This window comes from Chelativorans alearensis (genome assembly GCF_010993735.1).
Taxonomy (GTDB): Bacteria; Pseudomonadota; Alphaproteobacteria; order Rhizobiales; family Rhizobiaceae; genus Chelativorans; species Chelativorans alearense.
Window position 1 is genome coordinate 393,871 of record NZ_WQNI01000002.1, and the last position, 22,382, is coordinate 416,252.

Here is a 22,382-nt window from a genome sequence, read left to right on the forward strand (position 1 = left end):
TCGATCGAGGCGGACGTGGTATGACCCCAGGCGTACTCATAATCATCGTACTGGTGCTCACCGTGGCCGGCTATGTTCTCGGCCGGCGGCGTGCGCTGGCCCTGGCCAAGCGGGACGGTGCGCGTCTTCATTCGCTGCCCGGCTACTATGGTCAGTCCGTCGCCTTGTTCGCGGCGGTTCCGGCCCTGCTGCTTTTGGCCGCGTGGCTGTTTCTGCAGCCGCTTCTTATCGAAAACCAGGTCAGTACCCAGATTCCGAACAGTGCGATCCCTGAAGGCGGTGCGCGAAGCCTCGTCATGGCGGACGTCCGCCGCATCGCCGACGGTCTGGATCGCCTCGTCGAGGCTGGAAGCCTTGGCGAAGACGATCTGGCGACGATGCGCGCCGATTTCTCCGATATCCGCGGCCGCCTCGCCAGTATCGGCGTCGCGCTCGGCTCCAATGTCTCACCGGCCGTGTTCCAGGCCGCCAAGTCCTATCGCAGCCTCAACGGGACGGGTTCGCTGCTGAGAAATACGGCGGTTATCGGCGTAAGCCTGGGCCTCGGCTTCTTGGCCTGGAGGCGGGTCCGGCCGTCGATGCGCGCCCGCAACACCAGCGAAACGTTCATTCGCGCCTTGTTGATGGGATCTTCTCTCATCGCCATCCTGACGACGTTCGGAATTGTCGGTTCGCTGCTTTTTGAAACGATCCACTTCTTCCGAATGTATCCGGCCGGCGAGTTCTTCTTGTCGACGGTGTGGAACCCGCAGTTCCGCGGTGGTTCCACTCTCGGCATCCTTCCGCTGCTATGGGGCACTTTCTACGTTTCGTTCGTCGCCCTTCTGCTGGCCGTGCCGATTGGCCTGATGGTGGCGGTCTACCTGGCAGAATATTCGAGCAAGACGCTTCGCAGTTTCGCCAAGCCCGCCATCGAGGTTCTTGCCGGCATTCCGACCATCGTGTACGGGCTTTTCGCCCTTATCACCGTCGGACCTTTGTTACGGGACTGGATCGCGCAGCCTCTCGGGCTGGGAAGCTCGTCGTCGTCGGTCATGACCGCTGGCCTCGTCATGGGCATCATGCTGATACCGTTCGTCTCCTCGCTCTCCGACGACATTATCAATGCAGTGCCGCAAGCGATGCGCGAAGGTTCCTACGGTCTTGGGGCTACACAGTCCGAGACCGTCAGGAAAGTGATCATGCCGGCCGCCCTCCCCGGTATCGTTGGCGCTGTCCTGCTCGCCGCGAGCCGTGCCATCGGGGAGACCATGATCGTCGTCATGGGCGCCGGTGCGGCCGCACGCCTTGGTCTCAATCCCTTTGAAGCCATGACCACGGTGACGGTGAAGATCGTCAGCCAGTTGACTGGCGACACCGAGTTCGCCAGTCCCGAGACGCTGGTTGCCTTTGCGCTCGGCCTGACACTCTTTGTCTTCACGCTCGGTCTCAACATCCTAGCGCTTTACATCGTCCGCAGATACCGGGAGCAGTACGAATGACCGATCTGACAGCAACGCCCGATGGTGCTGCCGTCGGCTCGAAGAGCGGATCGCTTTTCGAACGTGGTGCGCGTACACGGCGCCGCCATGCCGCGGAGAGAAGGTTCCGGATGATCGGCCTGGCGGCGGTCATCTTCGCTATCCTGGCGCTGGTTGGCCTCTTGGGATCGATTCTTTCGAACGGCCTCTCGTCCTTCCGGCAGACCTATGTCGTACTCGACGTCTATCTTGATCCCGCCAAACTGGACAAGACAGGCGATCGCGATCCGGCGGAACTGCAGAAACTCACCACGTTTTCCTATGCGCCGCTCCTCAAAACCGCCATGGAAACGCTGATCGAAGAGAAGGGCATCAGCGTCGACGGTGCCAGCAGCAAGGACGTAGACGCGATCATTTCGAAGGAGGCTGCGGCGACGCTCAGGCACTTCGTGCTTGCGAATCCGTCCAGCATCGGGGAGACGGTCAAATTCGACCTTCTCGCCAGCGGACGTATCGACGGGTACTACAAGGGCCGGGTCACGATGGAGACGGCGGAGCTTGACCGCAACGTCTCGCCCCAGCAACTGATGCTGGCCGACGAGCTGAAGGCGGCCGGTGCGTTGACGACCCGGTTCAATCTGAGCTTCTTTACAGCGCCGGACGCTTCCGACACGCGGCCCGAGGCGGCGGGCCTGGGCGTTGCCATCCTCGGCTCGATCTACATGATGCTGGTCGTTCTGGTGTTGTCGCTGCCGATCGCTGTCGCGGCCTCGATCTACCTGGAAGAGTTCGCGCCCAAGAACAGGCTGACCGACATCATCGAGGTCAATATCTCGAATCTCGCGGCTGTTCCGTCGATCGTCTTCGGTATCCTCGGGCTGGCGGTCTTCATCAATTTCGCGGGATTGCCCCAATCCGCGCCGATCGTGGGCGGGTTGGTCCTCACGCTGATGACGCTACCCACCATCATCATCGCGACCCGCGCGGCCTTGAAGGCCGTGCCACCTTCAATTCGCGAAGCGGCGCTGGGCGTCGGTGCGTCGAAGATGCAAGCGACTTTCCATCACGTGCTGCCTCTTGCAGTGCCCGGCATCCTGACCGGCACGATCATTGGGCTTGCCCAGGCGCTCGGCGAAACCGCGCCGCTGCTGCTCATCGGTATGGTGGCTTTTGTGCGCGAGTTCCCGGCGGCACCGCCGGGAGGCTTCTTCGACCCCGCGTCTGCCCTGCCGGTTCAGGTGTACAACTGGACGCAGCGCGGCGATCCTGCATTCGTCGAGCGGGCCTCCGGCGCGATTATCGTCCTACTGGTCTTTCTTGTCATCATGAACGGCCTCGCCATAGTCTTGCGTCGGCGCTTCGAACGCCGCTGGTAATGGAGCAAGGGGACATGAATATGTTGACCGAAGCAGCTGTCGAACGGAAACTCGATACCATGGACGAACAGCCTGCCATCAAGATGCGGGGCGAGAACGTCACCGTCCATTACGGTGATACGCAAGCGCTGTTCGACGTCAATCTGGATGTACCGGAGAAGCAGGTTATTGCGCTGATCGGGCCATCCGGCTGCGGCAAGTCGACGTTTCTTCGCTGCCTCAACCGCATGAACGACACGATCGACATCTGCCGGGTCGGCGGCAAGATCACGCTCGACGATGAGAATATCTACGATCCGAGGATCGACGTCGTGGAACTTCGCGCTCGCGTCGGCATGGTGTTCCAGAAGCCCAACCCGTTCCCGAAATCGATCTTCGAGAATGTCGCCTACGGTCCGCGCATCCACGGCCTTGCCAGCGCCAAGAGCGATCTCGACGGCATCGTCGAGACCAGCCTGCAGAAGGCGGGTCTGTGGAACGAGGTGAAGGACCGGCTGCACGCGCCGGGCACCGGGCTTTCGGGCGGCCAGCAGCAGCGCTTGTGCATCGCCCGCGCCATCGCGGTGTCGCCCGAGGTGATCCTCATGGACGAGCCGTGCTCGGCGCTCGATCCGATCGCCACAGCCAAGATCGAGGAACTGATCGACGAATTGCGCGAGAACTACACCATCGTCATCGTTACCCACTCCATGCAGCAGGCCGCCCGCGTGTCGCAGCGCACGGCCATGTTCCACCTCGGCAACCTTGTGGAAGAGGGGCCGACGGACAAGATGTTCACCAACCCGGAAGAAAAGCGCACCCAGGACTACATCACCGGCCGGTTCGGCTGATCGATCGTCCGCGCCGCGGCATCAGAAGGAGCAGTTTCCATGGCCGAGCACATCGTCGCCTCCTTTGACGAGGAACTCGAGCATATCGACCGGCTGTTGCGCGACATGGGCGAATTGGCCGGCTCCATGACCCAGGCGGCGACCCGGGCGCTGCTCACCTCCGACAACGCGCTGGCGCAGCGCGTCGTCTCCGACGACACCATCATGGACGCCAAGCAGACCGAGCTCGATGAACGGGCCATCACGCTGATCGCCAAACGCCAGCCGATGGCGCAGGACCTGCGTGCCGTCGTCGGCGCCATCCGCATGGCCTCCGACCTCGAGCGCATCGGCGACCTGGCTAAGAACATCGCCAAGCGCGTCGGCGCGGTCGGCCAGAGTGCAACGCCGCGCAAGCTGTCGCACTCGATCGACACCATGGCCTCGATGGTGCTCGCCCAGGTCAACGCGGTGGTCGACCGCTATGTGGCGCGCAAGGCGCCCGAGCTTATGTCGCTACGCGACGAGGATGAGAAGATCGACATCCACTACACATCGGTGTTCCGCGAGCTCCTCACCTACATGATGGAAGACCCGCGCAACATCACCGCCTGCACGCATCTCCTGTTCTGCGCCAAGAACCTGGAACGGGTGGGCGATCACGTGACCAACATCGCCGAGAATGCGTACTATATCCTCACCGGCGAACAGCTTCCCGTGCAGCGGCCAAAGCTGGACGAGACGCAGATGACGGCCGAATCGTAGGCGGGACAGAGGGCGTGCGCATGATCGCTCCAAAAATCATGGTGGTGGAGGACGACGAGCCGCTTTGCGTGCTGCTGCGTTACAACCTCGAGGCCGAGGGCTACCAGGTCGAGGTGGTCAACCGCGGCGACGAGGCGGAGATGCGGCTGCAGGAGAACGTGCCCGATCTCCTCGTGCTCGACTGGATGGTGCCGGCCATCTCCGGCATCGAATTGTGCCGGCGGCTCAGGATGCGGGCCGAAACGGAGCGTCTGCCCATCATCATGCTGACAGCGCGCGGCGAGGAGGGCGACCGCGTACGCGGGCTTTCCACCGGCGCGGACGACTATCTCGTCAAACCGTTCTCGACGCCCGAGTTCGTCGCCCGGGTGCGGGCGCTGCTGCGCCGTGCCAAGCCGGAGGTGCTGTCGACGGTGCTCAAGGTGGGCGACATCGTGCTCGACCGCGAGGCGCACCGCGTCTACCGCCGCAAGAACGAAATCCGCCTCGGGCCGACGGAATTCCGCCTCCTCGAATTCATGATGCAGCACCCTGGCCGCGTCTTCTCGCGCAGCCAGCTTCTCGACAATGTGTGGGGCGAGACGATCTATATCGACGAGCGCACCGTCGATGTGCATGTCGGCCGCCTGCGCAAGGCGGTGAACCAGGGCCGCATGCCCGACGTCATCCGCACGATACGCGGCGCGGGATACGCAATCAGGGAATCGTAAGATTCGGTGATGCCGGTCTATCCCCGGTCTGACCGCGTTTAAAAGAGGTCCTTGCGCTTGCGGATTTCCGCGAACACCGCCTCATCCGAAGCCTCTTCCATGCCGAGATTGCGGCGGATCACCGGGTCGTGCCAGCGCAGGAAGGGGTTGGTCGCCATTTCATCGGCCAATGTGGTCGGCAGCGTCGGCTTGCCTTCGCTCCTCAGTGCCTCGATGCGCTTGGCCCGCTCCTTCAGCGCCGAGTTCGTGGGATCGACCGTCAGCGCGAAGCGCGCGTTGGCCTTCGTGTATTCGTGCCCGCAATAGATCACCGTTTCGAGCGGTAGCGCCGCAAGCTTCTTCAGCGAGCTCAGCATCACCGGCGGCTTGGCCTCGAACAGCCGCCCGCAACCGAGCGCGAACAGCGTGTCGGCGGTAAAGGCGATGCCCGCGTCGGCGAAGTGATAGGAGATGTGGCCGGCGGTATGTCCCGGCGTCTCGATCACCTGCGCCTCCTGCCGGCCGACGCGCACCGTGTCGCCCTCCTTCACCCGCCGGTCGATGCCGGGAATCTTGTCGGCCTCCGCCGCCGGCCCGACGATGGCGAGCTTGAAGCGCTCCTTCAGCGCCAGGTTGGCGGCCACGTGGTCGCCGTGGTGATGGGTGGTCAGGATCATAGTGGGCGTCCAGCCCGTGCGCTCGACCGCTTCGAGGATCGGCCGCTCCTCCGGCGCGTCGATCAGCGCTGTCTCGCCGGTCTCGCTATCGCGGGCGAGGATGCCGAAGTTGTCGCTGCGGCACATGAACTGTTCGATTTCGAGTGTCATGAGAGGCCTCCGTGAACCGAACGATAGGGCGGCGAAGGTGGTTTGTCACCCGCGACAAGGCACCTTGCGGTCGCCATCGGCGATGCTTACCGTCTTTTCCATGAATGCGGACATCGTCGATCTCAGAGCTTTCTACGCCAGCCTGCTCGGGCGGCTGGCGGAGCGCTCCATTGCCATGGCGCTTTCCTCGATCTGGACCAAGTTGCCGGAGGAGCGGCTCGTCGGCCTCGGCTACACGGTGCCCTGGCTCGACCGCTTCGGCTCCGACGCCGAACGCGTCTTCGCTTTCATGCCGGCGCGCCAGGGCGCCGTGCGTTGGCCGCCAGGCAAGCCGTCGGCCACCGCGCTCGTCTTCGAGGAAGAGCTGCCGCTGTCTGATTCTTCGGTGGATCGCATACTTCTCGTTCACGCACTGGAGCACGCGGAAAATCCGGAACAGACGCTCATGGAGATATGGCGCGTTCTGGCGCCGGGCGGCCGTCTCGTCATCGTCGTGCCCAACCGGCGCGGCCTGTGGGCCCGTTTCGAGCATACACCCTTCGGCACGGGCCGGCCCTATTCGCGTGCCCAGCTCGTGGAGGCGCTGCGCGGAGCCAATTTCACGCCCGGTGCCTGGGCCGATACGCTGCACTTCCCGCCGGCCCGCCGGCGGTGGGTCATGCGTCTGCACGGCTGGCTGGAGCGCGCCGGCCAGCGCTTCTGGCCGCTCTTTGCCGGCGTCCTGGTGGTGGAGGCGGAAAAGCGCCTCTACCAGGGCCTGCCGGCCATGACGCGCCGCTCGCGCCGCGCGCTGGTGCCGGTGCTGACCCCGCAGGGCGTGGCAGGTTTCGGCTCGGGCGCTGCAATGCGCGACCATTGAGGAAAAGAGGTGGATACGGCGGCTTGGAAGACGCCTTCTCGGCAGGAACGCCGCCCGATCAGCAAGGTACCCGCACAGTTCACGACATGACGGGTTGCGCGTTCTCGCCGATCTTCTCCATCTCGTAGGGTGTGGTCTGGTAGACCTGATTGATCCAGTTGCCAAAGAGCAGGTGGGCATGCGAGCGCCAGCGGTTGAGCGGCGGGCGGGCCGGATCGTCCTTGGGGAAATATTCGTGCGGCACCTCGATCGGCACGCCGGCGGCTACGTCGCGGTCATACTCCTCCTTGAGAGAGGTGGAGTCGTATTCGATATGGTTGAACATATAGAGCCGGTTGCCGGTCTTTTCTGCCACCATGCAAGGGCCGGTTTCGTCCGATTCCATAAGCACCTCCAGGCCTGAACCGGCGGGAATGTCGGTGCCGCGAACTTCCGTCCATCGCGAGACGGGAATCGCGAAGTCGTCCGAGAAGCCGGCAAGATAGGGCGAGGCGGGTGCGTTGTTGCGGTGGCGGAAGACGCCGAAGGCCTTCTTCTCCAATGTGTGCTTGGGAATGCGGTGGAAGTGCCAGGCAGCGGCCATCGCCCCCCAGCAGATGAAGAAAGGGGAATGGACGTGGGTCGTCGTCCAATCGAAGATGCGCGTCAGTTCATCCCAGTACGTGACTTCCTCGAAGGCCAGAAGCTCCACCGGCGCGCCGGTGACGATGAAGCCGTCGAATTTGCGATCCGCCACCTCTTCCCACGTCTGGTAGAAGGCAATGAGGTGGTCCTCCGGCGTGTTCTTGGCCTTGTGGTTGCCGATGCGCACCAGCGTCAGCTCCACCTGAAGGGGCGACGCGCCGATCAGCCGGGCGAGCTGGGTCTCCGTGCGGATCTTGTTGGGCATGAGGTTCAGGAGCCCGATCTGCAGCGGACGGATGTCCTGACGCAGCGCCGTCTCTTCGCCCATCACGGACACACCCTCGCGTGCGAGCACGTCACGGGCGGGAAGCTGGTCGGGAATCTTTATCGGCATGGCGCAGGCTCCAAATAAAAAGACCGGCGGCGAAATCGCGGCCGGTCTCAGCGGAATTTGCATCCTCGGCCTTTTAGCGACTTGTTTTACGTGGCTGCAAGCCGACCGGCCAAATCACCACGGAATGGCGCCTTTTAAGCCGGACAACCCTTTGCGTCAATGCGGTTAATGGACTAAAGCAGGCGGCTTCGATTATTTGGAACCATCCGATGAGCCCGCTCGACCGTCCGCAGCCCAAACCCGGCATCCTGGATATCGCCCCTTACGTTCCCGGCCGCGAAGACGCACCGGGCGTGGCAAAGGTTTGGAAGCTCTCCTCCAACGAGACGCCGCTTGGCCCTTCGCCGGCCGCGCTCGAGGCTATTCGGGCGGCAAGCCGCCACGTGGAGCTCTATCCCGACGGCTCCGCGGCAAAGCTGCGCGAGGCGATCGCCGAGGCGCACGGTCTCAATCCGGCGAATATCCTGTGTGCCAACGGTTCGGACGAGCTTCTGGGCCTGCTCGCCCAGACCTACCTGAAACCCGGCGACGAGGGCCTCTTCTCCGAGCACGGCTTTCTCGTCTACCGTATCCAGATCCTCGCCGCGGGCGCCACGCCGGTGGCGGCGAAGGAGACGGATGAGCGCGCCGACGTCGACGCTCTTCTGGCGGCCGTGACGGAGCGCACGAAGATCGTCTACCTTGCCAATCCCAACAACCCCACCGGCACGTATCTGCCCGTGGACGAGGTGCGCCGACTGCGCGCCGGCTTGCCGAAGCATGTGCTCCTGGTGCTCGATGCGGCTTACGCGGAATATGTGCGCCGCAACGATTACGAGGCCGGTATCGAGCTGGTGTCCTCGTCCGACAACGTCGTCATGACGCGCACGTTCTCCAAGATCCACGGTCTGGCGGGCCTGCGCATCGGCTGGATGTACGCGCCGGCGCATGTGATCGACGCGGTGAACCGCGTGCGCGGGCCGTTCAACGTCAATGCGCTTGCCATCGAGGCGGGTGCGGCCGCCATCCGCGACAAGGCGCATGTGGAGCAAGCCATCGCCCACAACGAGACGTGGCGCACTTGGCTGACGGAGGAATTGACCGGGCTTGGCCTCAGAGTGACGCCCAGCGTCGGCAATTTCCTGCTCGTCCACTTTGCCGAAAACGGCAGCAAGACGGCGGCGGAGGCGGATGCCTTCCTCACCGCCCGCGGCTTCGTCCTGCGCCGCGTGACCGCCTATGGCTTCCCCAATGCCCTGCGCATGACGGTAGGGCCGGAAGAAGCCAATCGCGGTGTCGTTTCGGCGCTCACCGAATTCCTGAACGGTTAAGACTGTGCCTGAGCCTCTCTTTCAAAAAATCGCCCTCGTCGGCATCGGCCTCATCGGCTCCTCGCTCGCCCGCGTCATCCGCCGCGAAGGGCTGGCGGGCCGGCTCAGCATCGCCACCCGCCGCGCCGAAACGCTCGCCCGCGCCCGCGAGCTCGGCCTTGGTGACGATTACTTCCTGGATGCCGCCGAAGCGGTCCGCGACGCCGACCTGGTGATCGTCTCCGTGCCCGTGGGTGCCTCGGGCACCGTGGCCGCAGAGATCGCCGGGGGCTTGAAGCCCGGCGCCATCGTCACCGACGCCGGCTCGACGAAGACCTCGGTCATCCGTGAGATGACGTCCTTTATCCCGGAGAACGTCCACTTCATCCCCGGCCACCCCATCGCGGGCACGGAGCATTCGGGCCCCGATGCGGGTTTCGCAGAGCTTTTCGAGGAGCGCTGGTGCATCCTCACGCCGCTGCCCGGCACCGATGCAGAGGCGCAAGCGAACCTCACCCGCTTCTGGGAAGCCTGCGGCTCGCGCGTTGACACGATGGACCCGGAGCACCACGACATGGTGCTGGCCATCGTCTCCCACCTGCCGCACATCATCGCCTACAACATCGTCGGCACTGCGGACGACCTGGAGACGGTGACGAAATCCGAGGTCATCAAGTATTCAGCCTCCGGCTTCCGCGACTTTACCCGTCTCGCCGCCTCCGACCCCACCATGTGGCGCGATGTGTGCCTGCACAACCGCGATGCCATCCTGGAGATGCTGGCGCGGTTTTCGGAGGACCTCTCGGCCCTGCAGCGCGCCATCCGCTGGGGCGACGGCGACAAGCTGTTCGACCTTTTTACCCGCACCCGCGACATCCGCCGCTCAATCATCGAAGCCGGCCAGGAGATCGACGTACCGGACTTCGGCCGCCACGTGCTCGCCCACCCGCCGAAACCGGAATCCGAGAGCGCGTAGGTTTACCGACCGCCGCGCCCTCAATTTGCAACTGTAATGCTAGAGCGGCGGAATTCTGCCGAGCGGGATGAAGCCCGCGAAGACGCGGCCGCGTGTGATGCGGAGTTGAAGCGGCGCGTCGCCGAGGCCGCTGAAGGCGGCGGCCGCGGTGGTGATCTCGTCGCGCGCATCGGGAAAGATCTCGGCAAGAAACCGCCCCACCGCGGCGGGATCGTCCACGCGGACCGCAAGATCGGCGTCGATCAGGCCGTTCGAGCCGATCGCCACCGGCCCCGAAAGCGCAAAGCCGGCCTTCTCGCCGGCGATACCCACCGTCAGCTCCTGGATCGTGCCCGACTGCCCTCGCAAATCCGGTGAAGAATCGGCAAGCAGGGACAGGCCGTCGTTGAGGGTCATGCGCATCCTGCCGTCAAGCGGGGGCAAGCCGGGTGTCAGCTGTTCGTCGAGCGCAAGCGCGCTGAAGCTCGCCGCCGCTTCCAGATCCTCCCCCAGCGGCCGCGCATGGAACTGCACGGCCTCGGCCGTGGCGAGCGGCGCATCGGCGCCTTCCTCGTAGGAAAGCACCATCTGCCTGCCTTCGGCGGAAAGGCGCTCGGGCAAAGGGCGGGCGAGGCGGGTGCTGGCGCGCAGGTTCTCCCAGCGCGCCTCCAGCGCCGCGGCGAAAGGCAGCCTGATCGTCGCCGGCCCGTCCAGTTCGCCGACGATGCGGAAAGGCTGATAGACCTGCGCGGCGGAACGCAAGGCGCCGGCGCGCACGGAGATCCCGCCTCTGCCGTTCTCGTAGTACACGCTGCGGCAGAACAGGCCGATGCGGAAGGGATAGCCCCTTGCCTCGGGCTCCTCGCAGAAGGCACGCACACCGTTGCCATTGAACGCCGCGAGGGTCGCCGCCGTCCGTTGCTCGAGCATGTGCGCCAGATAGAACCACGCGGCCGTATAGGCGAAAACGGCGATCGCGATGGCTGCCGCCAGTAAAATCATGCGGCGGCCAAAGCGTGATTCCGTTCCCGTCCTTGACGCCATTGCCATCCTCCCGCTACCCGGAGTGTCACCGGCCCCCCATGGGCGAAGCAGACATCAGGTGGAAATGGACGATTTTTGGGTGTTTGGCTACGGGTCGCTGATATGGCGGCCCGGTTTTGCCCATGTTGAAACCAGGAAAGCGCGGCTCTTCGGTTATCGCCGGGCGCTGTGCGTGCATTCGCATGTGCATCGCGGTACGCCGGACCGGCCAGGCCTCGTGCTCGGGCTCGACCGCGGGGGCTCCTGCCTCGGCATGGTCTTCCGTGTGCCGGGCGAACTGTCCGGCGAGGTGATCGCCTATCTGCGCGAGCGTGAACTGGTGACGAACGTCTATCTGGAACGCCACCTGCCCGTGCGGCTTCACGATGGGCCTGTGGTCAAGGCGCTCACCTACGTCGTCGATCGCGCCCACCCGCAATATGCCGGCCGCCTCGACGCCGAGCACGCCGCGCAGAGGGTCTACGGCGCCGTCGGCCAGTCCGGCCGCAACGAGGAATACGTGATCAACACCGTCGAGCATCTGAAGGCGCTCGGCATCCGCGACCACTGGCTGGAAACGGTGGCCGCGCAGATCACGCGATAGCTCCCTCGGTCTCAGTCCTTCGTCAATGCGCCTTCGGTCTTCACGCCGAGCTCCGCAAGCCTTCGTCGTGCCGTCTCCGGCAGGGGCGGGGGGGTGGGGCCCCCAGCCGCCTCCACCAGAAGCGCGTCACACGCCGCCTCGGTCTCGCGGATCAGGCGCTCCTGAAAGGCCTCGCGCGAGAGGCCGGGTTCGATGGCCGGCAGGAAACGGGCGCGGATGGTGCCGGGGTAGCGCAGGAATTTGCGCCGCGGCCAGTGGAGGCCCGCCACATGCGCGACCGGCACCACAGGCACATTGAGCTGCTTGTAAAGCTCGACGATGCCGTATTTGTAGTCGGGCTCCGCGCCCGGTGCCCGTCGCGTGCCTTCGGGATAGATGATGAGCTGGCGGTTGTCCTTGAGGCGCTCGCGAGCGATCTTGACGGCCTGTCTGAGCGCCTTCGAGCGGCTGCCGCGGTCGATCGGGATCATGCGCATCTTGGCCACGTACCAGCCGAACAGCGGGATCCACATCAATTCCCTCTTCAGGATGTAGAGCGCATCGGGGATGTAGGGCAGGAAGGCGATGGTGTCCCAGAACGACTGGTGCTTGGGCGCGACGATGCACGGGCCGTCGGGCAGGTTCTCCAGGCCCAGGAACTCCGCATGCGCGCCGGCCAGCACCTTGTGCAGCCACAGGCTGGAGGCAGCCCACACCTTGGGCACGAACCAGGCCTTCTTGCGCGGCAGCAGGAAATAGAGCGGCGTCCAGACAATCATCTGGACGATCAGGTTCAGATAGAATGCGACGTTGAACGCCAGGGAGCGGACGATGAGCATACGTGGATTCCAGACCGAAGGCGCATAGCACCCGTTGGCCGTTGGTTACCCCAAGCGCGCCGATTGGCAAAGCCTGCAAAGGGGAGAATGAAAAAAGACCGTCTATTTCCGCACAATGGTGCGCATGTCCTGAACGCGCTCGTCGTCCAGGGAGGATGCGGGGTGCGGGGTTGGCACGAGACCGCGCGTCAGCGCGGCCACGTATTTGGCGTATTCGATGACGAGAACGCGCAAAGCGTCGGGATTGGCGAGCCAGGCGTTGCCGGAAAGCGGGGTGTTGACCACCGGATAGGGCTGCAGATCGGCCTCCGGCAGAATGCGGCGCATCTCCAGGAGGCTGCGCGGCATGTGGTAGTTGTTGGTCACGACGATGATGCTGCCATAGGTGTTGGCGCTCGCCCATTTGGCGCTTTCCTCGGCATTGCCGATGGTATTCAGCGCGACCCGATCGATATCGATGCAGCAGTTGAAAAGGTTGCTGTCGCCGCCTGTGGCAAGCCGGAGATCGTCGCGCCGGGCCACGGGATTGACGCCGCTGATGAGCAGGCGCTTGCCCTTGCCCGCCTTCAGGAGGTGGAGCCCGGTATCGATGCGCGACTGGCCGCCGGTGAGGACGACGATGCCGTCCGCCGTCCGCAACTCGGGTGGCGCCTTAAGGTTCGCCACATGATCGAGGAAGAGGGCAAAGCCGAGCACGAAGGCAAACGCACAGGCGGCAAGGGCTGCCATGCCCGCGCGCAGCAGCAACCGCCCACGGCGACGCTGCGAATCAGCCCTGGCCGACATGCCCGCAATCTCGCTCATATCGCATGGTTAATGTCCAAATGCGGCGAGGGATAGTCCTCGCCGGGCACCAGAAATAAAAAGATTCAAGCCGCGCTCACGTCTCGATCCGCTTCAGATGAGCCATGACGGTGACATGCGAGGTCGCCGCCGTCAGCACCGCGATCAGTATCACGACCAGCGCTACGCCGAGATAACCGGACGTACCGATGGCGAAATTGCCGAACAGCGCCGCCGTCTGGTCGCCCTCCGGCGTGGCGACGTTGCGCGAGGACCACCAGGAAAACAGTACGAAGACGATGATGGCGGCCGCCCCCCCGGCGGCCGCGCCGCGCGATCCGGCCAGAAGGAAGTGCCGGCGGAACTCCCGCGCGATGAACGGCGCCTCCGCTCCCACGAAATGCATGACCTCGATGACGTGGCCGTTGCCCGCCATGGCGCCGCGCGTGGCGAAGATCACCGTCAGCGCCGTCGCCGAAAGCATGAGCGCCAGGACGGCCATGCCGATTGTCACCGTGGTGCGCGCCATGGCCACCAGCCGGTCCACCCATGTGCGGTGATCGTCGAGCGCGGCGTTCGGCACGGCCTCCGCCAACTCGGCGCGCATGGCCGCAAAGTCCGGCCGCTCCACAGGATCGATGGTGACGATGACGAGCCTGGGCACCGGCAGTTCGTCGATGTCGAGCCCCGGCCCCAGCCACGGCTCGAGCAGGCGCGTCGTCGCCTCCCGGCTGACGATATTGGCGCCGCGCACGCCGCGATGGCCGGCGGCGATGTCGCGCGCGTCGGCAAGCGCGGCTTCCATATCCAGCCCGTCCGCCGGCTTGATCTGGATCGTCGCCTCGCGCGCGATCTGCGTCTGCCATGTGGCGGCGGTGTCGCGCACCAGGGTCACCGCACCCAGCGTCAGGCACGAAAGGAAGGTCATGATGGCAACGACGAGGATCATCGCGCGCGCGGCGATGTTGTCGGGCGGCACGATGGGCGTCTGCTTGCGCGCCAGGGTCCTGGCGGCCTGCTGGCGAACGCCGGCGCTGACCTTGTCCTTCAGCTTGACGGCGGGATGCAGCGCCTTCGCGGCTTTGGCCTTAGTCATAGATATCCAGCCTTCCGCCCGAAAGCACCATGCGCCGCGCCTCCACCTGTTCCATCAGGCCGATGTCGTGTGTGGCGATGACGACGGCGGTTCCCATCCGGTTGAGCTCGATCAAAAGGCGCAGTAGCCTGCGGGCAAGCTGCGGGTCCACGTTGCCCGTCGGCTCGTCGGCAAGCAGGATGCGCGGCTGCTCGATGAGGGCGCGGGCAATGGCGGCGCGCTGCTTTTCGCCGCCCGAAAGCACCGGCGGCAGCACGTGCATGCGGTCGCCCAATCCGACCCATTTCAGAAGCTCGACCACGTCGCCGCGATAGCTCGCTTCCTCGCGCCCGCGCACGCGCAGCGGCAGCGCGACGTTCTCATAGGTCGTCATGTGGTCGAGCAGCCGGAAATCCTGGAAGACCACGCCGATGCGCCGGCGCAGGAGCGGCAGCTCCTGCCGCGTCACGCGCGAGCGGTCCTTGCCGAAGATGGTGATGAGGCCGCGTGTCGGCTTGAGCGACATGAAGAGGAGGCGCAGAAGCGTCGTCTTGCCTGTTCCCGACGGCCCGCTCAGGAACTGGAACGAACGCTCGGGCAGATGGAAGGAGACGTCGCGGAGCACCTCCGGACCCATCCCGTATCTGAGGCCTACATTCTCGAAACGAATCACGTGGGGCGACCTGCGTGCTGGGCGTGGAGCGGACAAGCCTCCGCCGGTGCGAACCCGACCTTCGAGGCGCATGGTAAACCGATGGTTAACATGACCACGAAAACCGCAAAAATGGCGAAGCATTAACCATTTTGATTTAGCCAAGAACGGCCGGCGACGAAAGAACGGTTCTGCCCCGAATGCCCGAAAAACGAAGTCGAGCGCCCGTTTCGGGCGAAATCATCGTCGAGGGGGAGCCCGCTGCCGCAGGCTTCGGGCCGCCTGATGCCGTCTCCAGCCCGTTTATCGATATCCTCGAGGCCGAATACGAGACGCTGGCTCCGCAAGGAAGGATGCTGCAGGCTGCTGGCGCGGCGACGGCGGCAACAGCGCCTCCTTCGGGCCTCGACATGCTGCGCGGTGGCGCAAGCCACACTTCGGAACGAGGCCTTTCGCTCGGCAATCCGGCCTTTTGGGCATTCGGCCTTCTCGCCGTGGCCGGCGCTTTCTGGGTCTCCGGTGGCCATGCTGCGCTCGACCGTGTGTCGCCGGCGTGGGCGCAAGGCTCCGCCTCCGCCTTGCGCATCGCCGGGTTGGAAAGCCGCATGGAGCGCTCCGGCGGAAGAGCCCTTTTGCTGATCGACGGGGAGGCGGTCAATAAAGGCGGCGAGACCGAACGCCTGCCCGACCTGTCCATCAACGTGCTGGACATGGCGGGCCGCACGACCCACTATTTCCTGGGGACAAGCGGCAAGCATCTGGCGGCCGGCGAACGCTTCGCCTTCTCCAGCCGGCTTGCCGCTCCTAAGGATGGCGTGAAGTCGGTCTCGGTGACGTTCAGGGAGTAGCGCCAACAATGCCTGTTGTACGCGGTAAGGAAATCGAAGTTCTTTTCTCCGCCTCGGCGATCGCGCGGCGCAACCTGGAGCTCGCCAAGGAGGTCGCCTCGCGCGACTATCATGACCTGCTGGTCGTTTCCGTGCTGAAAGGCTCCTTCATCTTCGCCGCCGATCTCATCCGCGCCATGCACGATGCGGGTATCTCGCCTGAGGTCGAGTTCATCATGATCTCCAGCTACGGGGCGGGCACCACGAGCGGCGAGATCAAGGTCCTGCGCGACATCGACAACGATGTGAAGGGCCGCGATATCCTCCTGATCGACGACATCCTGGAGTCCGGCAAGACGCTCAAATACACGCGCGACCTGATGCTGTCGCGCGGCGCCAAGTCCGTTTCCATCGCTGTCCTGCTCGACAAGCACTCGCGCCGCCAGGCGAGCCTGGATGCCGATTTCGTGGGTTTCGAATGCCCCGACTATTTCGTCGTCGGCTACGGGATGGACGTTGCGCATGCCTTCCGCGAGCTTCCTTTCGTCGGCGTGGTGAAAGGCGACGCGTGAACCTTTTCGGTCGGTAGTCGTTCAGCGAACTGTTAAGGATTGATGGCGACAATCGCGGCATGGCTAGACTGCTGATCGTTGAGGACGACCTCTCCGTCCGCTCCTTCACCGCCCGGGCGCTCACCGCTGCCGGCCATTCGGTCGAGACGGCGGAAGACGGGGTGGAAGGGCTTCAAAAGATAGAGGCGGCGGCAGGCGGGTTCGACCTGGTGCTGTCCGACATCCGCATGCCGGCGATGGACGGCATAGAGATGGCGCGCGCCGCGGCGAGCGCCTTTCCCAGCCTTCGCCTCCTCCTGATGACTGGGTTCGCCGACCAGCGCGAGCGTGCTGCCGAGCTGGAGGGCACCGTGAAAGGCGTGGTCAACAAGCCCTTTACGCTGGCCGAGATCCGCAACCGCGTGGGCGAGGCGCTGGCTGCGTAGAAACGGCTTTCCCGAAAAATACCATCGCGGCGCTGTAGCCACGCCGCTACCAATCGAAATCCGGAAAGGAATGCCGGCCGCATGGAGAGCTGAAATGACAAGGGGACGGGTCGAGGCTTTTTCCGACGGGGTTCTGGCCATCGTCATCACAATCATGGTGCTGGAGATGAAGGTGCCCCATGGCGCCGACTGGGCAGCCGTCCTCCCGCTGTGGCCGGTCTTCCTGTCCTATATCCTGTCCTTCGCCCATGTCGGCATCTATTGGAACAACCATCATCACATGTTCCATGCCGTCAAGCGTGTCGACGGCCCGGTGCTGTGGGCCAATCTGCACCTCCTGTTCTGGCTGTCGCTCATGCCGTTCGCGACCGGCTGGATGGGAGAGAATCATTTCGCGCCGCTGCCTGTCGCCCTGTACGGTGGCGTGCTCATCATGGCGGCCGTCGCCTATTTCATCCTGGTGCACACTCTCCTGCGCCTGCATGGGGGCGACACGGCCTTCGCCAAGGCGATCGGCAGCGATTTCAAAGGCAAGGTCTCGGTCGTCATCTATGCCGCCGCCATTCCGCTTGCCTTCGTCACCGAGTGGCTCGCCTTGGCCTTTTACGTCGCCGTTGCCGTGATGTGGTTCATCCCCGACCGCCGCTTCGAACGCGTCCCGATGGAGCGCTAGAGCAATTCCAGGAAAAGTGGGAACCGGTTTTCCGTCCGGAATAGCGTAAAATCAAAAGGTTAGATCATTTCATCGTTTCCGTGAAACGGTGAAATGATCTGAAAAAAGCGAAGCGCGGCCGGAGGCCGGCCGCGCCTTTTTCGTGTCGCCGATCGGACGTTTTCAGAAGTCCATACCGGCACCGGCGTGCGCGGGCGGCGCGGCTTCCTTCTTCGGCCGCTCGGCCACCATCGCCTCGGTGGTAATCAGGAGGCCGGCAACCGAGGCCGCGTCCTGCAGTGCCGTGCGCACCACCTTCAGCGGGTCGACGATGCCCATGGCGTAGAGGTCGCCATAGTCGCCGGTCTGCGCGTTCCAGCCATAGCCGAAGTCGTCCTTCTCGCGCAGCCGGCCGACGATGATGGAGCCTTCGGCTCCCGAATTCTCGGCGATCTGACGAACCGGCGCCTCGATGGCGCGGCGCACGATGTTGACGCCCACCTGCTGGTCGTGGTTCTCAACCGTGAGGCCGTCCAGGGCCTTGACGGCGCGTAAGAGCGCCACGCCGCCGCCGGGCAGAAGGCCTTCCTCCACCGCCGCACGGGTGGCATGCATGGCGTCGTCGACGCGGTCCTTGCGCTCCTTCACCTCCACTTCGGTCGAGCCGCCGACGCGGATGACGGCGACGCCGCCGGCAAGCTTCGCCAGCCGCTCCTGCAGCTTCTCGCGGTCGTAGTCGGAGGTGGTCTCCTCGATCTGCGCCTTGATCTGGTTGATGCGGCCCTCGATCTCGGCCTTCGAGCCGGCGCCGTCGACGATGGTGGTGTTTTCCTTCTCCACCAGCACCCTCTTGGCCCGGCCCAGCATCTCCAGCGTCACGTTCTCCAGCTTGATGCCGAGGTCCTCCGAGATGGCGGTGCCGCCGGTGAGGATGGCGATGTCCTGCAGCATCGCCTTGCGGCGGTCGCCGAAGCCCGGCGCCTTGACGGCGGCAACCTTCAGGCCGCCGCGCAGCTTGTTGACGACGAGGGTGGCCAGCGCTTCGCCCTCCACGTCCTCGGCGATGATGAGCAGGGGCTTGGACGACTGCACGACGCTTTCGAGCACCGGCAGCATGGCCTGCAGGTTCGACAGCTTCTTCTCGTGGATCAGCACGTAAGGCTCTTCGAGCTCGACGCGCATCTTGTCCTGGTCGGTGATGAAGTAGGGGGAGAGATAGCCGCGGTCGAACTGCATGCCCTCGACCACTTCGAGCTCCGTCTCGGCGGTCTTGGCCTCCTCGACCGTGATCACGCCCTCGTTGCCCACCTTCTCCATCGCCTGGGCAAGGAAGCTGCCGATCTCCCGGTCGCCATTGGCCGAGATGGTGCCCACCTGGGCGATCTCGTCGTTGCGGGTGACCTGACGGGCGTTCCTCTTCAATTCTTCCACCACCGCGGCGACGGCCCGATCGACACCGCGTTTCAGGTCCATCGGGTTCATGCCGGCGGCAACCGCCTTGGCGCCCTCCTGCACGATCGACTGGGCAAGAACGGTGGCGGTGGTGGTGCCGTCGCCGGCCGTGTCGCTGGTCTTGGACGCGATCTCGCGCACCATCTGCGCGCCCATGTTCTCGAACTTGTCCTCGAGCTCGATTTCCTTGGCGACGGTTACGCCGTCCTTGGTGATGCGCGGCGCGCCGAACGACTTGTCGAGAACGACGTTGCGGCCCTTGGGCCCGAGCGTCACCTTCACCGCATTGGCGAGGATATCGACGCCTTTGAGCATGCGCTCGCGCGCGTCAGCGTGGAATCTTACATCTTTGGCAGCCATTTCAATACTCCTCGATGGGCAGCATCAACGACCGTACGGGCGCGCTCAGGCGGCCCTTTTTGTCGAGGCCGCGGCCTCTATGATGCCGAGCACGTCGCTCTCCTTCATGATGAGAAGGTCTTCGCCCTTGAGGCGAATTTCCGTGCCCGACCACTTGCCGAAGAGAATGCGGTCGCCGACCTTCACCTCCAGCGGCACGAGCTCGCCGTTGTCGGCGCGCGCACCGGGCCCGACGGCCAGCACCTCGCCTTCCTGCGGCTTTTCCTTCGCGGTATCGGGAATGATGACCCCTCCCGCCGTTTTCTCCTCCGCTTCTATGCGGCGGACGACCAAGCGGTCATGCAAGGGACGGAACTTCATGTCTTCCTCCTAAAGACAATGAGTGAAGCACCTCCCGCGCCGGCCTCCCCGGCGCGGCACGCGGCCCGTTGCGGCACCGCGCGAAGAAAATTTGGTCGCAAAAAAGTTCCCGTTCAAGAGGCGGAAAGGGAAAAATTAGCACTCATCGTATGAGAGTGCCAAAAAACCGTTGGGGTATGCACGGCACGCCGGCCGCCAAGCGCCCTCACTGCATATCGAGCAGCCGCTCCAGGTATTCGCGCTCCAGCTCGGGGCTCAGCGCATCGCCCAGCCGGCGGCGGATGGCTTCGAGGATCTCGCGCGCGCGCTGCGTGTCGATCTCGTCCGGTACGTCGACGGAATCGCCGAAGTCCGGCCCGGTCGTCGCGCGCGGACGGCCCAGCGGGTCCCTTCCTGCCCTGTCCTGGCGGCCGCCCTGCTGGCCTTCGCCCTGCTGGCCGCGCATGGCCTGCTGCATCTGGTTCATCATATCCTGCGCGCCGCGCCGCAGCGCCTCCAGCGCGCGGCCCTGTTCGCCGACAGCACGCTCGCCCTGACCTTCGCCGAGTGCGCCTTCGGCTCCCTCCATCGCCTCGCCGGCCTCGCCGAAACCCTCGCCGGGCTGGATGCCCAGGCCTTCGAGCCCCTCCATCAGGCTTTGCAGGTCGCCCCGCAGGCCGCCCTGTCCCTCCTGCAGGCCTCGCAGCGCCTCGGCAAGCTCTTCAGGCGACATGCCTTGACCTTGCTGGCCCTGGCCCCCCTGACCTTGCTGGCCCTGTTGCCCCTGTTGCCCCTGTTGCCCTTGTTGCCCTTGCTGGCCGCGCTGCTGCTGGTCGAGGCGGAAGGTCTCGTTCATCATCTCCTGCTGGCGGCGCATGATCTCGCCCAGCCGGTCCATCTGCTGGCGCATCTCGGACTGCTGCCCGCCGCCCTGGCCCTGCTGCGACCTGCCTGCCTGCAGGTTGTTCATCATGTTCTCGAGCTGCGAGAGAAGGTCCTGCGCCTGGTCGCGGGCGCCCGACTTGGCGAGTTCCTCGATCTGGTCGAGCATGCGCTCCAGGTCGCTCTGCCGCATGGTTTCGCCGTCCTGGCTCTCGGCGAAATCCTGGTTCTGCATGGCGCGCTCGGCGAACTCGCGCAGGAACTCCTGCATCGCCGTGCGCAATTCGTCCATCAGCCGCTCGATTTCCTCGTCGCTCGCCCCCTCCTCGAGGGCCTGCCGGAGCGCCTCCTGGGCCTGGCGCAGGCGCCGCTCGGCGGCGGTCAGGTCGCCGTCCTCGATGATCAGCGCGATCTCCCAAAGTTCGTCCACCACCGCACGCAGCGTCTCATCCCTGTCGGCGGCTCCAAGGCGCGAGCGCGCGGCAGAAATCAGCAGGAAATGCGAGGGCTCGTCGAACGTCTCCTCCGGCCACATGATGAGGGCATCCATGAGCGCCAGGACGCGGGGCTGCTCTTTCCTGTTCAGCGCCAGAATGCGCCGCTGCTCGATCAGCGCCTGGGCCAGCGGGTTGGTGAAAGGCCGTTGCGGCAGGACGAAGGTCCTGGTCTCGCTCTCGCCCGTCTGCTCGGCCGCGTCCCTGGCCGAAAGCGTCAGGTCTACCGGAAGCCCCGCCCACGGGTGCTCCCTCAGGTCGCGCGAGGTCTTGGCCGCCGCCCCATCCCGGTTGCCGCGGCGCGGCAAGGAGAGCGGCATTTCCGGCGCCTCGTAGAGCGGCTGTGCATCGGGGTTCGGCTCGGGCAGTGCGAACAGCGCCTCGGCACCCACGGCGCCGTAGTCGTCCTCGATCTCGTAGGCCAACTCCAGCGTCCCGTTCACCGCGCGCCTGGGCTCCTCTGTGAAGCGGATCTCGGGCGGCGTGTCGGGCACCACCGAGAATTGCCAGCGCTCCACCTCGCGTCCACCATCGGCAAGGCTGACGGTGCCTGCACCGCTAAGCGTCTTGGAAAAACGCAGCGCCCCGCCCGCCGGGTCCGCTCCTCCTTCTGGCTCGATCGCCCGCTCCGCGCCGCCCGCGTCGATGAAGGACAGCGCCTCTTCGCCCGAACCGCCGCTCACACGCACGGCCACGATGCTGTTCTGCGGCACGGCGAAGTCCCGCCGCTCGCGATTGGCGTCGGCGGTCAGGTAAATGGGTGCGCGTCCCGTATAGGGCGGCGGGGTGACCCAGGCATCGACGCGTGCCGGCGCGACGTCCGTCCGCGCCGGCGGCTGGAACGCGTCGGCGATGCGCCCACCATAGGGGCCCGTCGAATAGGCAAGTGCAGTGACGAACAGCAGCGCGGCGACAGCGCGCAATCCCCAAGGGTCGCGCTCGGGAACCGACGTTTGCGGCAGATCGCCGTGCAGGCGCGAGAGCCGCTCGGCCATCCGCTTCTGGTGCTCGCGCCACAGCGCGGAGGCAAAGGCGTCCCCATCGCCGCTGCCGGCCAGCCGGTCGGACTGTACGGAGACCGGCGCATGCTCAAGCAGGTTCGCCCGCTCTATGCGGCGGTCGATCTGGCTCGCCACAGGCATGCGAAACAGCCTGAGCGGCAACAGAGAGGCAAGCGCGGCAATCGCCAGCAGCGCCAGCAGGCCGAGCCGTACCCAATCCGGCAGGAAGCGGAAGACGCCGAACCACGCAAGGCTCAGGAACAGGCTCGTCACCACCACGAAAGGCAGGACGAGCGGCCACAGGCGTTCGACCAGGATCGCGCCGCGCACCACCGCGCGCGTCCGTGCAAGCCGGGCGAGAAGCCCGGACATTGGG

The 22,382-nt window shown here is 65.0% G+C and carries 23 protein-coding genes and 1 riboswitch; of the genes, 13 read left to right on the forward strand and 10 right to left on the reverse strand.

Features of this window, described 5'->3' with window-relative positions; translation table 11 throughout:
- Window positions 1–20 precede the first annotated feature (20 nt).
- The 5 genes from pstC to phoB are packed head-to-tail and all read left to right on the forward strand — an operon-like array spanning window position 21 to window position 5,120.
- Window positions 21–1,481 carry a phosphate ABC transporter permease subunit PstC gene (gene pstC / locus GPJ75_RS04750; protein ID WP_163265629.1) on the forward strand — a complete coding sequence of 487 codons (1,461 nt, stop codon included), beginning with the start codon at window positions 21–23 and terminating at the stop codon, window positions 1,479–1,481.
- Window positions 1,478–2,836 carry a phosphate ABC transporter permease PstA gene (gene pstA, locus GPJ75_RS04755; RefSeq protein WP_163265631.1) on the forward strand — a complete coding sequence of 453 codons (1,359 nt, stop codon included), beginning with the start codon at window positions 1,478–1,480 and terminating at the stop codon, window positions 2,834–2,836. Before pstC ends, pstA begins: the two co-directional genes overlap by 4 nt.
- A gap of 14 nt (window positions 2,837–2,850) precedes the next feature.
- Window positions 2,851–3,666: a phosphate ABC transporter ATP-binding protein PstB gene (pstB, locus tag GPJ75_RS04760; RefSeq protein WP_163265633.1), complete on the forward strand. Its 816-nt coding sequence runs from the start codon at window positions 2,851–2,853 to the stop codon at window positions 3,664–3,666.
- Between the two features lie 39 nt (window positions 3,667–3,705).
- On the forward strand, window positions 3,706–4,410 hold the full coding sequence (gene phoU / locus GPJ75_RS04765; protein WP_163265635.1) for a phosphate signaling complex protein PhoU: 705 nt from the start codon (window positions 3,706–3,708) through the stop codon (window positions 4,408–4,410).
- Between the two features lie 20 nt (window positions 4,411–4,430).
- A complete protein-coding gene (gene phoB / locus GPJ75_RS04770; RefSeq protein ID WP_163265637.1) occupies window positions 4,431–5,120 on the forward strand; it encodes a phosphate regulon transcriptional regulator PhoB in 690 nt (229 codons plus the stop codon).
- A gap of 38 nt (window positions 5,121–5,158) precedes the next feature.
- Here phoB and gloB read toward each other — a convergent pair whose 3' ends face one another.
- Window positions 5,159–5,926 (reverse strand): hydroxyacylglutathione hydrolase, encoded by a 768-nt coding sequence (gene gloB / locus GPJ75_RS04775; protein ID WP_163265639.1) that lies wholly within the window; start codon window positions 5,924–5,926, stop codon window positions 5,159–5,161.
- A 100-nt stretch (window positions 5,927–6,026) separates the two neighbouring features.
- Between gloB and GPJ75_RS04780 the strand changes: the two genes are divergently transcribed.
- Complete coding sequence (locus GPJ75_RS04780; protein WP_163265872.1) at window positions 6,027–6,785, forward strand: class I SAM-dependent methyltransferase; 759 nt, start codon at window positions 6,027–6,029, stop codon at window positions 6,783–6,785.
- A gap of 79 nt (window positions 6,786–6,864) precedes the next feature.
- Here the strand turns inward: GPJ75_RS04780 and metA are convergent, their stop codons facing one another.
- Entirely contained in the window at window positions 6,865–7,803 is a 939-nt protein-coding gene (gene metA, locus GPJ75_RS04785; RefSeq protein WP_163265641.1) for a homoserine O-acetyltransferase MetA, read from the reverse strand.
- Window positions 7,804–7,856: 53 nt separating this feature from the next.
- Window positions 7,857–7,934: riboswitch (SAM riboswitch) on the reverse strand.
- A gap of 78 nt (window positions 7,935–8,012) precedes the next feature.
- On the opposite strand from metA, the gene hisC reads away from it, so the two are divergent.
- Window positions 8,013–9,113, forward strand: coding sequence for a histidinol-phosphate transaminase (gene hisC / locus GPJ75_RS04790; RefSeq protein ID WP_163265643.1), 1,101 nt, complete (start codon window positions 8,013–8,015; stop codon window positions 9,111–9,113).
- 4 nt (window positions 9,114–9,117) lie between these two features.
- Window positions 9,118–10,068, forward strand: coding sequence for a prephenate/arogenate dehydrogenase family protein (locus GPJ75_RS04795; protein WP_163265645.1), 951 nt, complete (start codon window positions 9,118–9,120; stop codon window positions 10,066–10,068).
- A gap of 39 nt (window positions 10,069–10,107) precedes the next feature.
- Here the strand turns inward: GPJ75_RS04795 and GPJ75_RS04800 are convergent, their stop codons facing one another.
- Complete coding sequence (locus tag GPJ75_RS04800) at window positions 10,108–11,091, reverse strand: DUF2125 domain-containing protein (protein WP_163265647.1); 984 nt, start codon at window positions 11,089–11,091, stop codon at window positions 10,108–10,110.
- 64 nt (window positions 11,092–11,155) lie between these two features.
- On the opposite strand from GPJ75_RS04800, the gene GPJ75_RS04805 reads away from it, so the two are divergent.
- Window positions 11,156–11,674 (forward strand): gamma-glutamylcyclotransferase, encoded by a 519-nt coding sequence (locus GPJ75_RS04805; RefSeq protein WP_163265649.1) that lies wholly within the window; start codon window positions 11,156–11,158, stop codon window positions 11,672–11,674.
- 11 nt (window positions 11,675–11,685) lie between these two features.
- Here the strand turns inward: GPJ75_RS04805 and GPJ75_RS04810 are convergent, their stop codons facing one another.
- The 4 genes from GPJ75_RS04810 to ftsE form a co-directional block, all read right to left on the reverse strand.
- Window positions 11,686–12,492, reverse strand: a complete 807-nt coding sequence (locus GPJ75_RS04810) for a lysophospholipid acyltransferase family protein (protein WP_163265651.1) — start codon at window positions 12,490–12,492, stop codon at window positions 11,686–11,688.
- A 102-nt stretch (window positions 12,493–12,594) separates the two neighbouring features.
- Window positions 12,595–13,296, reverse strand: coding sequence for a YdcF family protein (locus GPJ75_RS04815; RefSeq protein ID WP_163265653.1), 702 nt, complete (start codon window positions 13,294–13,296; stop codon window positions 12,595–12,597).
- Window positions 13,297–13,372: 76 nt separating this feature from the next.
- On the reverse strand, window positions 13,373–14,371 hold the full coding sequence (locus GPJ75_RS04820; RefSeq protein ID WP_163265655.1) for a cell division protein FtsX: 999 nt from the start codon (window positions 14,369–14,371) through the stop codon (window positions 13,373–13,375).
- Window positions 14,364–15,023, reverse strand: a complete 660-nt coding sequence (gene ftsE / locus GPJ75_RS04825; RefSeq protein ID WP_163265657.1) for a cell division ATP-binding protein FtsE — start codon at window positions 15,021–15,023, stop codon at window positions 14,364–14,366. Before ftsE ends, GPJ75_RS04820 begins: the two co-directional genes overlap by 8 nt.
- Window positions 15,024–15,202: 179 nt before the next feature.
- Here ftsE and GPJ75_RS04830 point away from each other — a divergent pair, with 179 nt between their 5' ends.
- The 4 genes from GPJ75_RS04830 (at window position 15,203) to GPJ75_RS04845 (ending at window position 17,499) form a co-directional block, all read left to right on the forward strand.
- A complete protein-coding gene (locus GPJ75_RS04830; protein WP_163265659.1) occupies window positions 15,203–15,850 on the forward strand; it encodes a hypothetical protein in 648 nt (215 codons plus the stop codon).
- An 8-nt stretch (window positions 15,851–15,858) separates the two neighbouring features.
- Complete coding sequence (hpt, locus tag GPJ75_RS04835) at window positions 15,859–16,401, forward strand: hypoxanthine phosphoribosyltransferase (protein ID WP_163265661.1); 543 nt, start codon at window positions 15,859–15,861, stop codon at window positions 16,399–16,401.
- A gap of 59 nt (window positions 16,402–16,460) precedes the next feature.
- Window positions 16,461–16,826, forward strand: a complete 366-nt coding sequence (locus GPJ75_RS04840) for a response regulator (protein WP_163265663.1) — start codon at window positions 16,461–16,463, stop codon at window positions 16,824–16,826.
- 94 nt (window positions 16,827–16,920) lie between these two features.
- Entirely contained in the window at window positions 16,921–17,499 is a 579-nt protein-coding gene (locus GPJ75_RS04845; RefSeq protein ID WP_163265665.1) for a TMEM175 family protein, read from the forward strand.
- Window positions 17,500–17,661: 162 nt separating this feature from the next.
- On the opposite strand, the gene groL is transcribed toward GPJ75_RS04845, so the two are convergent.
- From groL to GPJ75_RS04860, 3 genes are all read right to left on the reverse strand, one after another.
- Entirely contained in the window at window positions 17,662–19,290 is a 1,629-nt protein-coding gene (groL, locus tag GPJ75_RS04850) for a chaperonin GroEL (protein ID WP_163265667.1), read from the reverse strand.
- 45 nt (window positions 19,291–19,335) lie between these two features.
- Entirely contained in the window at window positions 19,336–19,650 is a 315-nt protein-coding gene (gene groES, locus GPJ75_RS04855; RefSeq protein ID WP_163265669.1) for a co-chaperone GroES, read from the reverse strand.
- Window positions 19,651–19,855: 205 nt separating this feature from the next.
- Window positions 19,856–22,378, reverse strand: a complete 2,523-nt coding sequence (locus GPJ75_RS04860) for a TIGR02302 family protein (protein ID WP_246248902.1) — start codon at window positions 22,376–22,378, stop codon at window positions 19,856–19,858.
- Window positions 22,379–22,382 lie beyond the last annotated feature (4 nt).

What these genes read in the sequence shown, in the direction of transcription:
- GPJ75_RS04845 (WP_163265665.1), top strand. Translation starts at nt 16,921, where the DNA reads ATGACAAGGGGACGGGTCGAGGCTTTTTCCGACGGGGTTCTGGCCATC.
- pstA (WP_163265631.1), top strand. Translation starts at nt 1,478, where the DNA reads ATGACCGATCTGACAGCAACGCCCGATGGTGCTGCCGTCGGCTCGAAG.
- GPJ75_RS04800 (WP_163265647.1), bottom strand. Translation starts at nt 11,091, where the DNA reads ATGGCGTCAAGGACGGGAACGGAATCACGCTTTGGCCGCCGCATGATT.
- hpt (WP_163265661.1), top strand. Translation starts at nt 15,859, where the DNA reads ATGCCTGTTGTACGCGGTAAGGAAATCGAAGTTCTTTTCTCCGCCTCG.
- phoB (WP_163265637.1), top strand. Translation starts at nt 4,431, where the DNA reads ATGATCGCTCCAAAAATCATGGTGGTGGAGGACGACGAGCCGCTTTGC.
- GPJ75_RS04820 (WP_163265655.1), bottom strand. Translation starts at nt 14,371, where the DNA reads ATGACTAAGGCCAAAGCCGCGAAGGCGCTGCATCCCGCCGTCAAGCTG.
- metA (WP_163265641.1), bottom strand. Translation starts at nt 7,803, where the DNA reads ATGCCGATAAAGATTCCCGACCAGCTTCCCGCCCGTGACGTGCTCGCA.
- GPJ75_RS04805 (WP_163265649.1), top strand. Translation starts at nt 11,156, where the DNA reads ATGGACGATTTTTGGGTGTTTGGCTACGGGTCGCTGATATGGCGGCCC.
- GPJ75_RS04860 (WP_246248902.1), bottom strand. Translation starts at nt 22,378, where the DNA reads ATGTCCGGGCTTCTCGCCCGGCTTGCACGGACGCGCGCGGTGGTGCGC.
- gloB (WP_163265639.1), bottom strand. Translation starts at nt 5,926, where the DNA reads ATGACACTCGAAATCGAACAGTTCATGTGCCGCAGCGACAACTTCGGC.
- GPJ75_RS04780 (WP_163265872.1), top strand. Translation starts at nt 6,027, where the DNA reads ATGAATGCGGACATCGTCGATCTCAGAGCTTTCTACGCCAGCCTGCTC.
- pstB (WP_163265633.1), top strand. Translation starts at nt 2,851, where the DNA reads ATGAATATGTTGACCGAAGCAGCTGTCGAACGGAAACTCGATACCATG.
- GPJ75_RS04840 (WP_163265663.1), top strand. Translation starts at nt 16,461, where the DNA reads ATGGCTAGACTGCTGATCGTTGAGGACGACCTCTCCGTCCGCTCCTTC.
- groL (WP_163265667.1), bottom strand. Translation starts at nt 19,290, where the DNA reads ATGGCTGCCAAAGATGTAAGATTCCACGCTGACGCGCGCGAGCGCATG.
- GPJ75_RS04830 (WP_163265659.1), top strand. Translation starts at nt 15,203, where the DNA reads ATGCCCGAAAAACGAAGTCGAGCGCCCGTTTCGGGCGAAATCATCGTC.
- GPJ75_RS04810 (WP_163265651.1), bottom strand. Translation starts at nt 12,492, where the DNA reads ATGCTCATCGTCCGCTCCCTGGCGTTCAACGTCGCATTCTATCTGAAC.
- phoU (WP_163265635.1), top strand. Translation starts at nt 3,706, where the DNA reads ATGGCCGAGCACATCGTCGCCTCCTTTGACGAGGAACTCGAGCATATC.
- groES (WP_163265669.1), bottom strand. Translation starts at nt 19,650, where the DNA reads ATGAAGTTCCGTCCCTTGCATGACCGCTTGGTCGTCCGCCGCATAGAA.
- hisC (WP_163265643.1), top strand. Translation starts at nt 8,013, where the DNA reads ATGAGCCCGCTCGACCGTCCGCAGCCCAAACCCGGCATCCTGGATATC.
- GPJ75_RS04815 (WP_163265653.1), bottom strand. Translation starts at nt 13,296, where the DNA reads ATGAGCGAGATTGCGGGCATGTCGGCCAGGGCTGATTCGCAGCGTCGC.
- pstC (WP_163265629.1), top strand. Translation starts at nt 21, where the DNA reads ATGACCCCAGGCGTACTCATAATCATCGTACTGGTGCTCACCGTGGCC.